The organism is Corallococcus sp. AB038B (assembly GCF_003668955.1).
GTDB lineage: Bacteria > Myxococcota > Myxococcia > Myxococcales > Myxococcaceae > Corallococcus > Corallococcus exiguus.
Genome location: NZ_RAWO01000004.1, coordinates 314,644 through 327,223, shown reverse-complemented (window position 1 = coordinate 327,223; position 12,580 = coordinate 314,644). Strand labels below are relative to the sequence as shown.

At 68.9% G+C, this 12,580-nt stretch carries 14 protein-coding genes and 1 tRNA gene; 8 read left to right on the top strand and 7 right to left on the bottom strand.

The genetic code is table 11. The annotated features are described in order from the left end of the window. Window position 1 precedes the first annotated feature (1 nt). From D7Y04_RS20615 to D7Y04_RS46950, 3 genes are all read right to left on the bottom strand, one after another. Window positions 2–1,219 (bottom strand): HlyD family secretion protein, encoded by a 1,218-nt coding sequence (locus tag D7Y04_RS20615; RefSeq protein WP_120598914.1) that lies wholly within the window; start codon window positions 1,217–1,219, stop codon window positions 2–4. A gap of 749 nt (window positions 1,220–1,968) precedes the next feature. Continuing rightward, the gene (locus D7Y04_RS20605; protein WP_121760431.1) at window positions 1,969–2,586 is read right to left on the bottom strand and encodes a hypothetical protein; all 618 of its coding nucleotides are present in this window, start codon (window positions 2,584–2,586) and stop codon (window positions 1,969–1,971) included. Continuing rightward, on the bottom strand, window positions 2,583–2,975 hold the full coding sequence (locus tag D7Y04_RS46950) for a YkvA family protein (protein WP_120598916.1): 393 nt from the start codon (window positions 2,973–2,975) through the stop codon (window positions 2,583–2,585). Before D7Y04_RS46950 ends, D7Y04_RS20605 begins: the two co-directional genes overlap by 4 nt. A gap of 176 nt (window positions 2,976–3,151) precedes the next feature. On the opposite strand from D7Y04_RS46950, the gene D7Y04_RS20595 reads away from it, so the two are divergent. The 7 genes from D7Y04_RS20595 to D7Y04_RS20565 all read left to right on the top strand — a co-directional run bounded on the left by D7Y04_RS20595 (window position 3,152) and on the right by D7Y04_RS20565 (window position 9,748). Next, window positions 3,152–3,225, top strand: a tRNA-Ile gene (locus tag D7Y04_RS20595). Window positions 3,226–3,385: 160 nt separating this feature from the next. Further along, window positions 3,386–5,761: a hypothetical protein gene (locus D7Y04_RS20590; RefSeq protein ID WP_121760430.1), complete on the top strand. Its 2,376-nt coding sequence runs from the start codon at window positions 3,386–3,388 to the stop codon at window positions 5,759–5,761. After that, window positions 5,758–6,153, top strand: a complete 396-nt coding sequence (locus D7Y04_RS20585; RefSeq protein ID WP_158620720.1) for a YHYH domain-containing protein — start codon at window positions 5,758–5,760, stop codon at window positions 6,151–6,153. The genes D7Y04_RS20590 and D7Y04_RS20585 overlap by 4 nt, the downstream gene beginning before the upstream one ends. Window positions 6,154–6,242: 89 nt before the next feature. After that, window positions 6,243–7,802 carry an AlkA N-terminal domain-containing protein gene (locus D7Y04_RS20580; RefSeq protein WP_121760429.1) on the top strand — a complete coding sequence of 520 codons (1,560 nt, stop codon included), beginning with the start codon at window positions 6,243–6,245 and terminating at the stop codon, window positions 7,800–7,802. Continuing rightward, the gene (ogt, locus tag D7Y04_RS20575) at window positions 7,795–8,316 is read left to right on the top strand and encodes a methylated-DNA--[protein]-cysteine S-methyltransferase (RefSeq protein WP_171810039.1); all 522 of its coding nucleotides are present in this window, start codon (window positions 7,795–7,797) and stop codon (window positions 8,314–8,316) included. The genes D7Y04_RS20580 and ogt overlap by 8 nt, the downstream gene beginning before the upstream one ends. Window positions 8,317–8,349: 33 nt before the next feature. Continuing rightward, window positions 8,350–9,165: an isocitrate lyase/phosphoenolpyruvate mutase family protein gene (locus D7Y04_RS20570; protein WP_121760428.1), complete on the top strand. Its 816-nt coding sequence runs from the start codon at window positions 8,350–8,352 to the stop codon at window positions 9,163–9,165. Window positions 9,166–9,175: 10 nt separating this feature from the next. Then, a complete protein-coding gene (locus tag D7Y04_RS20565; RefSeq protein WP_120597205.1) occupies window positions 9,176–9,748 on the top strand; it encodes a bifunctional 2-polyprenyl-6-hydroxyphenol methylase/3-demethylubiquinol 3-O-methyltransferase UbiG in 573 nt (190 codons plus the stop codon). Here D7Y04_RS20565 and D7Y04_RS20560 read toward each other — a convergent pair. From D7Y04_RS20560 to D7Y04_RS20545, 4 genes are all read right to left on the bottom strand, one after another. Next, the gene (locus tag D7Y04_RS20560) at window positions 9,724–10,005 is read right to left on the bottom strand and encodes a hypothetical protein (protein WP_120597204.1); all 282 of its coding nucleotides are present in this window, start codon (window positions 10,003–10,005) and stop codon (window positions 9,724–9,726) included. The two genes, D7Y04_RS20565 and D7Y04_RS20560, sit on opposite strands and share 25 nt — an antisense overlap. 64 nt (window positions 10,006–10,069) lie before the next feature. After that, entirely contained in the window at window positions 10,070–10,363 is a 294-nt protein-coding gene (locus tag D7Y04_RS20555) for a hypothetical protein (RefSeq protein WP_120576962.1), read from the bottom strand. A gap of 151 nt (window positions 10,364–10,514) precedes the next feature. After that, the gene (locus D7Y04_RS20550; protein ID WP_121760427.1) at window positions 10,515–10,802 is read right to left on the bottom strand and encodes a hypothetical protein; all 288 of its coding nucleotides are present in this window, start codon (window positions 10,800–10,802) and stop codon (window positions 10,515–10,517) included. Between the two features lie 104 nt (window positions 10,803–10,906). Then, the gene (locus D7Y04_RS20545) at window positions 10,907–11,407 is read right to left on the bottom strand and encodes a DUF1579 domain-containing protein (RefSeq protein WP_121760426.1); all 501 of its coding nucleotides are present in this window, start codon (window positions 11,405–11,407) and stop codon (window positions 10,907–10,909) included. A gap of 120 nt (window positions 11,408–11,527) precedes the next feature. Here D7Y04_RS20545 and D7Y04_RS20540 point away from each other — a divergent pair, with 120 nt between their 5' ends. Further along, window positions 11,528–12,571, top strand: a complete 1,044-nt coding sequence (locus D7Y04_RS20540) for an NAD(P)-dependent alcohol dehydrogenase (protein WP_121760425.1) — start codon at window positions 11,528–11,530, stop codon at window positions 12,569–12,571. Window positions 12,572–12,580 lie beyond the last annotated feature (9 nt).

Here is a 12,580-nt window from a genome sequence, read left to right as displayed (position 1 = left end):
GTCAGCGGGCCTCGGCTTCGGGCCGAAACACGGTCGTGGGCTGTTCTTCAGGCTGCGGATTCCATTCGCCGACCGCCCGCATCAGCAGCGCGACAGGCGACGCCCGCGCGACCTCGACCTCCACCACCAGGGTCATGCCGTGGCGCAGCTGGATGCGAGGATCGTCCGGCGGTGCGAACTTGAGCTCGACGCGCACCGTACCGGGGATGGCCTCGGGCGTGGCGGTCTGGCCGGGCTCGGTCCCGACGGCCGTCACCCTGGCGGGGACCGTCCCGTAGATGGTCATCGGGTAGCCGTCGAGCTTGAGGCGCGCCGTTTGACCGGGCTGGATCAATCCGACGACCTCCTTCGGGAAACGGGCGCGCACCCGCACCTCGGCATCGCTCGCGACGATGGTGCCGACCCGCTGCCCGTCGGCGATGAACGCTCCCGCGCCGAGCTCCGCCACGTCGACCAGGTGGCCCGTGGCCGGCGCCCGGTACAGCTTCCGCTCGATCTGGTACTCAAGGCGGTCGATGGTGCCCTGGAGGTCCCGGATCCGCCCCTCGGCGCTCAGCTCCTCGCGCTCGAGTGCCAGCAGCTGCGCGGCGAGGGCTTGACGGCGCACGTTCTGCTCGTGCCGCAGTCGGGTGAGCGCCAGGCCCTGCGCCGTCTGCGCGAAGCGGAGCGCGTCGACATCGGTCGTGCGCTCGAGCTTCTCCATCTCCGAGACCGAGCCCGTCGGGCTCTTGAGGGCCAGCTGCTCGCGTTCCACCGCGAGCCGGTGCCTGGGCGCGAGCTCCTGCTCCCTCCCCAGCGCCTCCTTGACCGCGACCTCGTCCACCCGTGCCGTCAAAGCCGCCTCTTCGCGCTTGTTGGTGATCTGCTGGCGGATGATGGCGAGCTCCTTCTCGGTCGCGGAGAGCGTCGCCTTACTCCGCTCGAGCTCGAGGCGCTCGACCCGTGCGTCGAACTCGATGAGAAGGTCGCCTTCCTTGACCTCCTGGTCGAGTTTGAGCAGCGAGAGCACGACCCTGCCCGCGCTGGGCGGCTCGATGCGATGGACGGCGTTGTGTGGCTCGATCCGGGCCTGTGAGCTGGCCTTGACGAGCGGGACCTTGGCGAACAGCGACCAGGCAATGAGCCCCCCGGCGCACAACACCATCAGAGCGACGAACACGAGGCGCGTGTCCGACTCGTAGTTCAGGGAACGAAGGGTCCGCTCGAAGGGATATGCCATGGTCCTCGAACCAAAGTCGCCTTAATGGTCGCGCCCTGTCAACACCTCGGCCCCTGCTTTGTGATTCACGCCCCCATTGTATGAATACGGGCACCACGATGCGACGCGTGACTTCGTCCGCATCGCCGCAATGCGTTGCACATTAATCCTTGGTTCGATTTGACATCCAGCTTTGAGTACACGTAGCGTTCAATTCGAAAGGAGGCACGACATGAAGATCAAGATCCACGTTCGCGGCGGCCCGAAGGCGCGTTAGTCGTAAGGCATTTTGAGGCCAGCTGTCGAGGCCGGTCGTTCCTCGTTTCCGATTATCAGAGGGGGGTTGATGGGGATCTTCCATCAACCCCTCTTCTCATTTCTGGCAGCGAATCGGCCTGCTTGAAATGACTTAGCACCCTCCTCCAACCTGCTGAGTCAGCCACCCTCGGCTGGCCATTACGGCTACAATGTTTCAATGACAGCAGCTCGCTGACGCGCTGCTCAACCAGGCTATTGAAGAAGCCCGGTTTGCTGTCACGAGGCCGGGCTACTCGTTGAGTTCAATCTCAACCTTGTCATCGGGGGAGGCGGCGGGCAGTGAGCGCCGATGCGGCGGCCAGCCGTGCCATCCGCACCAGGTTGTACGCGGCGCCCACCAGGTAGGCCGCCAACTCCGTCCGCTCCCTACCTTTGAAACGCGTCTTGCGGATGCCCGTGAAAGTTCACCGTCGGGTTGCATCCCAGCGTCCGCAGGCTCAACAGCGTCGCCGCTAGAGGGAGAACCTCACGCCCACCCGTTCATGCAGCAGATGAACGTTCGTGCCGAGCAACCGCACGTAGGTATAGGCAACTCCCAGGTTGAGCGCGAACCATCGGTTGGGGTGCCACTCCATCCCGGCCCAGACTTCCGGGAAAGCGCCCAGGCGCGACTCGAAGTTGGGATCATCGGAATCGCCGTCGTCGTCATCGAAGTCGAGGTCGAGCGATTGCACGGTGGTGACGAGAGGTAACCCCAGAAACTCCCTGCCCGCCCCCGCGGCTCCGAGCTTCAGCCCGGCACCGAGGTACGGAACCCATCGCTGGTCCGCATCGCGGCGCCAGCGGTAGAGCAGCCCCGGGGTGAGGCCCAGCTCGGAGAAGGTGGAATCCCCGGAGCCGCCGACCCCTACCTCCAGCGGCAGACGGAACGCCCACCGCGAACCGAGATCCACCTGGAACGCGGCCTGGAGGCTGATGCCTACCGCGACCCGGCCGCCCGAGAACGCCTGCACGGGCCCCAGTGAGAGGGGCTCCAGGTTGACTCCCGCACCGAAGTAACCCGAGCGCGGCACATCACCTGCGGTAGCTGTGGATCCGAGGAGCACGACAAGAAGCGGGATGAGTGTCATTCCATCCACTGTAGTCGCGGCAGCCACCGGACGAGCAGCAGCGCGAGCAGTACCCAGAGGGTGATGATGACCGCCCCCGCGGCCCAGCTCGTCTTGCGCAGGTTCGCCTCCTGGCGGGCCCTGTCCCGGCATTCGGCGAGCACGGCTGGAGGGATGAGCCGACGGACGAGAAGAATGCCGAGTGGGACGAGGATCAGGTCATCGAGCAGGCCGAGGACCGGGATGAAGTCTGGAATGAGGTCCACGGGGCTTGGCGCGTAGGCGACCACCACCGCCGCGAGGAGCTTCGCGTACCAGGGGACCCCGGGGTGCCGCGCCGCGATGAAGAGCGCCGACACCTCCGTCTTGAGCTGCCGGACCTTCTGTCTCCACCGCTTCAGGCTCTGCATTCGAGCGGCTCCATGGACTCGCGCCTCATGGGCGTGAAGGCTGCTGACTCCTCGGCCCGGCAGGCGCCCGGGCGGGGTCCACAGGAGGGTGGCGGCGCTCTGTCAGGACGCGCTCCGTCCCCCGTCCGAAGTTCTTGCGGTCACGGCCCTGGCCCGGTATACGGGCGGGGCTTCACGGCCAGGTAGCTCACCTGGTTAGAGCGGCGGTCTCATAATCCGCAGGTAGTCAGTTCAAGTCTGACCCTGGCCATCAAGCAGCCCCGGAGTCACTTTCCCAAGTGATTTCGGGGCTTTTTTCATGCCCCGTGCCCGCCCGTCCCCCTTCCGGGGGATTGCCAGGGCCCCTCCCGGCACGCTCCGATTCCCCTGTCCCGACGCGCAGCACCCACGCTCCGGGGGGAGTCCGTACGATGCTGGACGAGGAAATCCACTCGAAGGCCCGGGCCTCGGCCGTCCGCTGGGCGCGCTGGCGGCTGGGCCCCCTTGGTTTCGCGGACCTCATCACCCGGGTTGACGCGTCCGTGCTCCGCTACGGGCGGCTCGTCACCCGGTATGCCGTCCGCACCGGCACCTGGGCGGAGGAGGCCTATGCGGGCGGCACGAATACGGCCCGGAGCTCCCGCTCCACGCCTCCGGTCTCGCTCGACACGCTGGACCTGTGGAGCGCGTCTCCAGAGGCCCTGGCCGAAAAGTCATCCCACCTTGCCGTGTGCGGGGACTGCCACGGCGCCGGAGCGGTGACGTGCCCCACGTGCAGTGGCTCCCTTCGCGCGAGCTGCTCCGGCTGTGGCGGATCCGGCCGGCGGATGAGTCGGGCGCGCAAGAGCTACCGGATGGTGAACTGCACGGAGTGCCGGGGAAAGGGCACGAAGAAGTGCGTCCGCTGCACGAAGGGCATGGTGGGCTGCAACACCTGCCGGGGCTCGGGGACGCTCCGCCGGTGGCTGAAGGTCTCGACCGTCGAACGCACCCAGGTGCGCGCGTGGCCGGATGCGAAGGCCGTCTCCGCGCACAAGGGCCTGTTGGAGGATTCGAAGCGGGCCCTCCAATGGCCGGGAGCACGTGCCCTGGCTTCCGTGGAGCACGCAGGCCCCCTGCCCGGCTCCGCGCTGGGAGATGAGGCCCGGTCCGCGGGCTTCATCGCCGCGCGTTCCTCGCTGGAGCCCGAGCTCGAACCACTGCGCGGGAGAATCCTTTCCCAGTCATTGGATGTCTTTGAAGCGCCGTCCGCGACCGTCTGTTTCGAATTCGCGGGCAGGCCGGGTTTCATCCACCTGCTGGGACGCGACCTCCGACCCACCAAGGCCCGCGACACCTCCGCCTTCCACCGGCGTGTCGGGGCCCTGATGGGCGTGGCCATGGCGGGCTTCTTCGGCACGCCCTTCCTGGCCTCCGCCTTCATCGGGCGGCACGCGTTCTACGCGGAGCCGGACCAGAGCGCGCTCGCCATGCTGGCGATCTTCGGACTCTGGCCCGGGACCTGGTGGTGGGCCGCGAGCGCGCTGCGCTGTCGACGCGCCAGCGGCGCGAAGTCCCCCGCGCGGTGGCACGACCGGATTGGCATCGGGCTGACGGGACTCTGCGCACTCGTCCTCGCCGGATGCTTCCTCTTCATCCGTCCTTCGGTCCCGGAGCTGGTCCGCCTGACGGCCACAGGCCAGCTCCGTCAAGCCGAGCTGCATGCCGACCTGCTGGAGGACCGCGGTGAATCCAGCCCCGAGTACATCGAGGCACGGAACGCGTTCGTGCTCGCGCGCCTCCAGGGCATGGACAATCGCGACGCGGTGAAGCTCATCCGCCACTATGCGGGCTCCGGGAAAGGCACCGGGCCGCTGGAGGCCGAACGCGTGAAGCTGCGCGAGGCCTGGGCGCGCTCCGCGCTGGAACGTGGCGAGGAGGCACCGGTGGAGGCGGAGCTGACAGCCCTGTCCTCCGAGCGGGCTCCGGCCTCCGTCATGGACGGACTTCGCGCGAAGCTGGAGGACTTCCGCATCGCGAAGGGCAAGGCCGCGCTGGAGAAGGGAGACCTGGCCGAGGCCATCCAGGTGCTGTCACGCATCCAGGCCCGGACGCTCGTCTCCGAACGCCCCGAGCCGCTGATCACCCAGGCTCACCTGCGGCAGGAACACGCATGCCCTGCCCGCGATGTGCGCTGCCGCGCCACGGCCCTCCACGCCGCGGTGGCGGTCGACACGGGTGAAACGGCACGGACGGCCCTTGCCTCCTTCCGAGGCGCGGAGCTCACCCGGATGGCAGCGGCCACGGCCCACGCGGCAGGGCTCGGTGCTTCGCTGCGCGAGCTGCGAACCGCGGATGAGGATGCGGGCGCCCTGCTCTCGGTGCTCGGAAGCGACGCTGAGTTGACCGCCGCGAAGGCCGCCATCCTCGGCCGCAGGGAGGCGTTGCTGCGCAATCGCTTTCCCCTCGGTGAACCCGTGGAGGTCGCCCAGGCACAGCTTGGTCCCTCCGGCCTGGAGATGCAGCGCTCGGATGTGTTCCGTGTGGTGGACGCGCCTCCGGGGACGCTCACGTACCTGTTCGTTGCTCAGGGCATGACCCGTGGCCTCTATGTCACCGCGCCGGACCATGGGCAGGCGGGGCTGTCGCCCGCGGCGCTGCAGATTGCCGCGAAGCGATTCACGGGCCAGGAGTTCGCCGCGAAGGATCTCGTGCATGCGGGCAAGGGCGTGGCCCATGTGACGGTGCGCCTGGGCCGGCACACGGCCCTGCTGGGATGGCACGACGACACGCTGGTCGAAGCACAGATGGGACGGGTGGAGCCATGAGACTCGGCAGGAAGGTGGCGCTGGGCCTGGGTGTCGTCGCGGGGTTGGTGTGTTCACACCTCGCGTGGGCCCATCCGGGGCGGACCAACAGCTCCGGCTGTCACAACGTACGGGCCACGGGGGGCTATCACTGCCACGGAGGAGGAGGCGGCGGCGGAGGCGGCGGTGGATGGCGGGAGCTCGAGGAGACACCCACGCGCGTGAAGGTCATCGCCATTCCGCGCGCCCGCGTGTGGATCAACGGCGCATTCGTAGGCATGTCCCCGACACCGGCGGTCCGCATCGACGGAACGAAGGTCCAGGTCCTGCTGGAGCACGCCGCGCTGGGCCGCCACGAGACGACCGCGACCATCGACGCAGGGGGGACGACCGCGCTGACGGTGAGGTGGTAGGCGGGCCGCCGGCAGGCCTGTCCCAGGGGCGAAACGTCCACGTCCGAAAACGGCCAGACATCCAGGGCCCGCCGTGGGACGTTCCCCTCATGGACGGCCTGGACCCCACCGCCTGCTACCGCGCGTTGACGACGCGGGACTCCCGCTTCGACGGGCGGTTCTTCACCGCCGTGAAGACGACGCGCATCTACTGCCGCCCCATCTGCCCGGCCCGCGCGCCCCGCTTCGAGAACTGCACCTTCTACCCCACCGCCGCCGCGGCCCAGGAAGCGGGCTTCCGGCCGTGCCTCCGCTGCCGGCCCGAGACCTCGCCCTCACTGGCTCCCTGGCGGGGAACCTCCGTCACCGTCTCGCGCGCACTGGCGCTCATCGCGGACGGCCTGCTGGATGCCGACGAGGCCAGCGTGGAGGTCCTGGCGGACCGGCTCGGCGTCGGGGACCGGCAGCTGCGACGGCTGTTCCATCAACACCTGGGCGCCTCACCAGTCGCCGTGGCCCAGACGCGCCGCGTGCTCTTCGCCCGTCAGCTCATCCACGAGACCGCCCTGCCCATGGCGGAGGTCGCCCTCGCGTCCGGCTTCGGCAGCGTCCGGCGCTTCAACGCCGTCTTCCAGTCGCTCTACGGTCGGCCTCCAGGCGCCCTCCGCCGTTCCCGGGCCGCTCCAGTGACATCCGCCGGCCCCGAGGTGACGCTCCTCATCCCCTACCGGCCGCCCTATGACTGGGACGCCATGGTGGCCTGGCTGACGGCCCGCGCCTTCACGGGCATGGAGCACGTCGAGCCCGGCCGCTATCTGCGGACGTTCACGAATGCCTGGGGCCAGGGAGCCGTGGAGGTGTCGCCCGCACCGGGGCTCGACGCCCTGCGCGCCACCCTGCGTGTCAGCGACGTGCGGATGCTGCCCTCCGTCGTCGCCCAGGTCCGGCGCGTCTTCGACGTGGGCGCGGACGTGGAGGCCATCCGCGCGCACCTGTCGACGGATGCCCTGCTCGCGCCGCTCCTCGCCGCGCGTCCCGGCCTTCGCGCCCCGGGCGGCTGGGACGGCTTCGAGCTGGCGGTCCGCGCCATCCTGGGTCAGCAGGTGACAACCACCGCCGCGCGGCAGCTGGGACAGCGGCTCATGGCCGCGCATGGCGAAAGCCTGGACCCGGCGCTCACCGGCGATGCCCGCCTCCAGCGCGCCTTCCCCCGCCCCGAAGCCCTCGCCTCGGCGGACCTCACCGGCATGGGCATGCCGACCGCGCGAGCCCGGGCGATCTCCCAGTTCGCCGCGGCGGTCGCGGCGGATCCGACGTTGTTCCAGCCCGGCCCGTCGCTCGCGGACACCGTCGCCCGCTTCACGCGCCTGCCCGGCATTGGCGAATGGACCGCCCAGTACATCGCCCTCCGCGCCGTCCGGGAGACGGATGCCTTTCCCGCCTCCGACGTCGCACTGCTTCGCGCCGCGACGGAAGCAGGGGGCCCACGTCCCACGCCCGAAGCGCTCCTCCAACGCGCCGAAGCCTGGAGCCCCTGGCGCGCATACGCGGCCCAGCATCTCTGGACCTCGGTGGCCCTCCAGGCCCGTGAGCCCAAGCCGGATTCTCGAACCAACACCCGAGCGCGGCGCCTTCCCACCGCTCCTTCCCGCCGGAAAGCCCATGCCTGACCGTCTGCGCTTCTTCATCGATTCCTCGCCCACTCCCGCGGGCGTGGCGCTCCTCGTCTGCGATGAGGAAGGCCGCCTGCGCGCACTGGATTGGGAGGGCTATGAGGCCCGCATGCACCGGCTCCTGCGCCTGCACTACGGCGAGAACGGCTGCGTCCTCGAACCCGCGCGCGACCCTTCCGGCCGCACCTCCGCGCTCCAGGCGTACCTGAGCGGAGACATGAGCGCCATCGCTGCCCTCCCCGTGGAGACCGGCGGCACGCCCTTCCAGCGCGAGGTCTGGCGAGCGCTCCGGGACATTCCCGCGGGAACGACGACCACCTACGGCCGGCTCGCCGAACGCATCGGTCGTCCCAAGGCCATCCGCGCCGTGGGCCTGGCCAATGGCGCCAATCCCATCAGCATCGTCGTCCCGTGTCATCGCGTTGTCGGTGCCAATTCCTCGCTCACTGGTTATGCAGGAGGCCTGGAACGCAAACGCTGGCTGCTCGACCATGAGCAGACCCACGCCTGAATCCCTCTCACCCTGTCACCGGAGCTCCCACGCATGACCACCCGTCCAGCCACCGCCGCCACGTTCCGCGCACTGCACCAGGGCGCTGATCTGCTCATGCTTCCGAACGTCTGGGACGCCGGCAGCGCCCGCCTCTTCGAGAGCCTGGGTGCGAAGGCCATCGCCACCACCAGCGCGGGCATCGCCTGGGCCCTGGGCTACCCGGACGGCAACGCGCTGCCCGTGGACGCGCTCGTCCACACGGTGCGCACCATCGCCCGCGCCATCCAGGTCCCCCTCACCGTGGACGCCGAAGCGGGCTATTCGGACGACCCGGCCACCGCCGCGGAGAACGTGGCCCGCCTCCTGTCCGAGGGCGCAGTGGGCTGCAACCTGGAGGACGGCAGCGGTCCTCCGGAGCTGCTCGCCACGAAGATTGAACGCGTGAAGCAGGTGGGCGCGCGCCTGGGCGTGGATGTCTTCGTCAACGCGCGCACGGACGTCTACCTGCGCAAGCTCGTGCCGCCCGAGCGCCGCGTCGAGGAGACCCTGGCCCGTGCCGCCCGCTACCAACAGGCCGGCGCGGACGGCCTCTTCGCCGCGGGCGTCACGGACGCGGCCGAGATCCAGGCCATCACCCGGGGCACCTCGCTGCCCGTGAACGTGCTCGCGCGGCAGGACCTCCCCGCTCCGGCGGAGCTGCAGCGGCTGGGTGTGCGGCGGCTCAGCGCGGGCTCCGCCATCCCGGAGGCCATCTGGGGCCGGGCCGGGGCGCTCGCATCCACCTTCCTCCGCGAGGGACACTCCGCGAGCCTGTTCGAAGCCGCCGCCAGCTACCCGTCCCTCAACGGGCTGATGACCGGGAAGTAGGAGCCGCGCCATGTCCCAGGAGGATCGCCAGCGCTGGAACGACAAGTACCAGCAGGCCACCGCACAGCGGGAGCCGTCCGCCTTCCTCCGCTCGCTCGAGGACCGGCTGCCTCACGCGGGCCGGGCGCTCGACCTGGCTGGAGGAGCGGGACACGACGCGTGCTGGCTCGCGAAGCGCGGGCTGGACGTCACCCTGGTGGACATCTCAGACGTGGCGCTGACGCAGGCGGAAATACTCGCGCGCGACGCGGGCGTGACACTCACGCGCCTGCGTTTGGACCTGGAGACCGAAGCACTGCCGCCCGGTCCGTTCGACCTGGTCGTGTGTTTGAACTACCTCTGGCGGCCGCTCCTGGCCGCCGTGCCACGGCTGCTCGCACCGGGTGGATTGTTCGTCTTCGCCCAGCCCACCCGGCGCAACCTGCAACGCCATCCGCACCCGTCCGCGCGCTTCCTCCTGGAGGAGGGCGAACTGCCCACCCTGCTCCAGGGGCTCCAATCCCTCTCATTCACCGAGGACTGGACGGACGCCGGACGTCACGAGGCGCGGCTTCTGGCTCAGAAGCTCCAGCAGGCGCCGTAGGCGGTACGGCCACAGTAGTGGTTGGCCCTGTCCTGGCACCCGCCCTTGGGAACGTTGTCGGTGAGGGTGAGCCAGGTGCTCGTGGACGTGCACTTGAAGGAACAGCGGCGCGCGCCGTCGTCCCAGCCCTCACAGAGAGGCTGCTCGGACGTGACGATGGACGGAGTCTGGGTCACGGACTCCTCCGTCTCCATTCCACCACAGGCCATCAGGAGGGAACCGAACGCGAGGCTGGCAACGAGGGTCTTGATCTGCATGGGGATGGGTCCTTTTCGGGATGTGTGTCGACCGCCCGGAAATCCAATTCCGGGCAATAGGTTTTCAGTAGCTCCAGCAGGCGCCGTACGCGTGACGGCCACACACGGAGTCGCCGGTGGCCTGGCAGTTGTTCTTCGCGACCGGCGTGTCCAGGGTGATCCACCCGCTGGTGGACGTGCACTTGAACGAACAGCGGCGCGCGCCGTTGTCCCAGCCGTCACAGAGCCCCTGCTCCGTCGTGGCGAGGGAAGGAGCCTGAGGGTCGGAGGCCTGCGCCTCCATCTCCGGCTCCATTCCGCCACAGGCCATCAGGAGCGAACCAAACGCGAGGCTGGCGATGAGCGTCTTCACATGCATTGGGGGGGCCTTTCGGATGATGCCGGCGAAAGATGCGCGGCGCTCCGACCCATACCATGAAGAATGTATTTAATCACGGCAAATCAAGTTTTAACAGCTTAGACGACTCTCCGTGAATTGACGGGCCGCGTCATGCCATGCCGGCGGTGTTTCAGAAACTCCAGCACGTCGCGGACGGAGTGCGGCCGCAGTAGGACGCGCCATGCGCCTGGCACTCGCCGTAGTAGAGGATGCCGGGCTCGTAGAGGAACCAGGGGCCGTTGGCGGTGCACCGCACGGAACAGCGGCGCGCACCGGCGTCATAGCCCTCACAGAGTCCCTGCTCGGAGGTGGCCAGCGACGGCGTCGGCTCGCCCATCCCCTCGTCCGTCTCCACTCCGCCACAGGCTGCGAGGAGGGTACCGACGGCGAGGCTGGCGAAGAGTGTCTTCAGGTGCATGGGGTGGGCTCACGGTGAGCACCGGCGGAAGCCGCGCGGCGCCGGGCAGTGATACATCAGCCACCCGGCCCATCCCAGACACCACCAGCCCCCCAGGGCGCCCTTCAGCTCCGGCGCTTGTACTGAAGTTCAATGGCTTTCTGCGGTGCTTCGCCCGGCTCGATGTTGAAGTGCGTGATGACCAGCGCATCCGCACCGGTCAACTCGATGTCCACGCGCCAGCCCCAGCGGGGCGACTGCTCGCCGGTAGAGTAGCTGCCGGTGACGGAGAAGCGGTCGCCCACCCCGGCCTCGCCCTGCAGCGCCATGATGTCCGTGCCGACGTGGAAGGTGTCCACCCACGACATGGTGAACTGCTTCCCGTCCAGGTGATGGCCCAGCGTCGCAATGCCGGACAGCGGCTTGCCTCCAAAAGAGGACGTGTACTCGTACACCACGAAGCGGCCGTCGAGCACGCTGCGGAAGGTGCCGGTGATGGGCGACTCATCCTCCACCTTGTCGGGCTGGAACCACGTGCGCGCGACGCCCTCCCACGTGCCGACCAGACGGGAGAGGAGGTGATGGGGACCCGCGGACAGGGATTGCTGCAGACGTTCCTGGCTCATGGGCGCGGAGTCTCTCCGACGCTCCCCGGGCAGGTCCACTTGTCCTCACGTTCACCCGGCATGAAGGCCCCGGCGCCGTTACATTGCCGCCCCTACTTCGTTGCCCATCAGGAACCTTCCTTGCCCTCGACCCCTGCCTATGCCGCACCCAGCGCGAAGGCCGCGCTCGGCCCCTTCACCGTGGAGCGCCGCGAGCCGCGCCCCCAGGACGTCCTCATCGACATCCAGTACTGCGGCGTGTGCCACTCCGACATCCACCAGGCTCGCGACGAGTGGGGCGGAGCCCTCTTCCCCATGGTCCCGGGCCACGAAATCGTCGGCAAGGTGTCCCAGGTGGGCAGCGCCGTCACCACGTTCAAGGTGGGTGACGCCGTGGGCGTGGGCTGCTTCGTGGACTCGTGCCGCGAGTGCCCCCAGTGCCTCGCGGGCGACGAGCAGTACTGCGACCGCGGCGCGGTGAACACCTACAACGGACGTGAATACGACGGCCAGCCCACCCACGGCGGCTACTCCACGCGCATCACCGTGGACGCGAAGTACGTGGTGCGCATCCCGGAGGGCATCCCCCTGGACCGTGCCGCGCCGCTCCTGTGCGCGGGCATCACCACGTACTCGCCGCTGCGCTACTACGGCGTGAAGGCCGGCAGCACGCTGGCCGTCGTGGGCCTGGGCGGCCTGGGCCACATGGCCGTGAAGCTGGCCAAGGCGATGGGCGCGGAGGTGACGGTGCTGAGCACTTCGCCGTCCAAGCGCGACGACGCGCTCGCCCTGGGCGCCACGCACTTCGAGGCCACGTCCGACAAGGCGACGTTCAAGAAGCTGCGGCGGTCCTTCGACTTCATCCTGGACACCGTCTCCGCGCAGCATGATTACAACGCCTACCTGAGCCTGCTGAAGACGGACGGCACGATGATCATCGTCGGCGCGCCGGAGACGCCCACGCCGCTGGCGGCCTTCTCACTCATCCCCCGCCGGCTCAAGCTGGGCGGCTCGATGATTGGCGGCATCCGTGAGACGCAGGAGATGCTCGACTTCTGCGCCAGGCACCAGGTCGCCTCAGACGTGGAGGTCATCCCCATCCAGAAGATCAACGAAGCCTACGAGCGCATGCTCAAGAACGACGTGCGCTACCGCTTCGTCATCGACACGGCAAGCCTGAAGTAGTCCTCACCG

Bases quoted from the DNA above. Each gene is read 5' to 3' on its own strand.
- D7Y04_RS20615 (WP_120598914.1), bottom strand. From the start codon at position 1,219: ATGGCATATCCCTTCGAGCGGACCCTTCGTTCCCTGAACTACGAGTCG.
- D7Y04_RS20605 (WP_121760431.1), bottom strand. From the start codon at position 2,586: ATGACACTCATCCCGCTTCTTGTCGTGCTCCTCGGATCCACAGCTACC.
- D7Y04_RS46950 (WP_120598916.1), bottom strand. From the start codon at position 2,975: ATGCAGAGCCTGAAGCGGTGGAGACAGAAGGTCCGGCAGCTCAAGACG.
- D7Y04_RS20590 (WP_121760430.1), top strand. From the start codon at position 3,386: ATGCTGGACGAGGAAATCCACTCGAAGGCCCGGGCCTCGGCCGTCCGC.
- D7Y04_RS20585 (WP_158620720.1), top strand. From the start codon at position 5,758: ATGAGACTCGGCAGGAAGGTGGCGCTGGGCCTGGGTGTCGTCGCGGGG.
- D7Y04_RS20580 (WP_121760429.1), top strand. From the start codon at position 6,243: ATGGACGGCCTGGACCCCACCGCCTGCTACCGCGCGTTGACGACGCGG.
- ogt (WP_171810039.1), top strand. From the start codon at position 7,795: ATGCCTGACCGTCTGCGCTTCTTCATCGATTCCTCGCCCACTCCCGCG.
- D7Y04_RS20570 (WP_121760428.1), top strand. From the start codon at position 8,350: ATGACCACCCGTCCAGCCACCGCCGCCACGTTCCGCGCACTGCACCAG.
- D7Y04_RS20565 (WP_120597205.1), top strand. From the start codon at position 9,176: ATGTCCCAGGAGGATCGCCAGCGCTGGAACGACAAGTACCAGCAGGCC.
- D7Y04_RS20560 (WP_120597204.1), bottom strand. From the start codon at position 10,005: ATGCAGATCAAGACCCTCGTTGCCAGCCTCGCGTTCGGTTCCCTCCTG.
- D7Y04_RS20555 (WP_120576962.1), bottom strand. From the start codon at position 10,363: ATGCATGTGAAGACGCTCATCGCCAGCCTCGCGTTTGGTTCGCTCCTG.
- D7Y04_RS20550 (WP_121760427.1), bottom strand. From the start codon at position 10,802: ATGCACCTGAAGACACTCTTCGCCAGCCTCGCCGTCGGTACCCTCCTC.
- D7Y04_RS20545 (WP_121760426.1), bottom strand. From the start codon at position 11,407: ATGAGCCAGGAACGTCTGCAGCAATCCCTGTCCGCGGGTCCCCATCAC.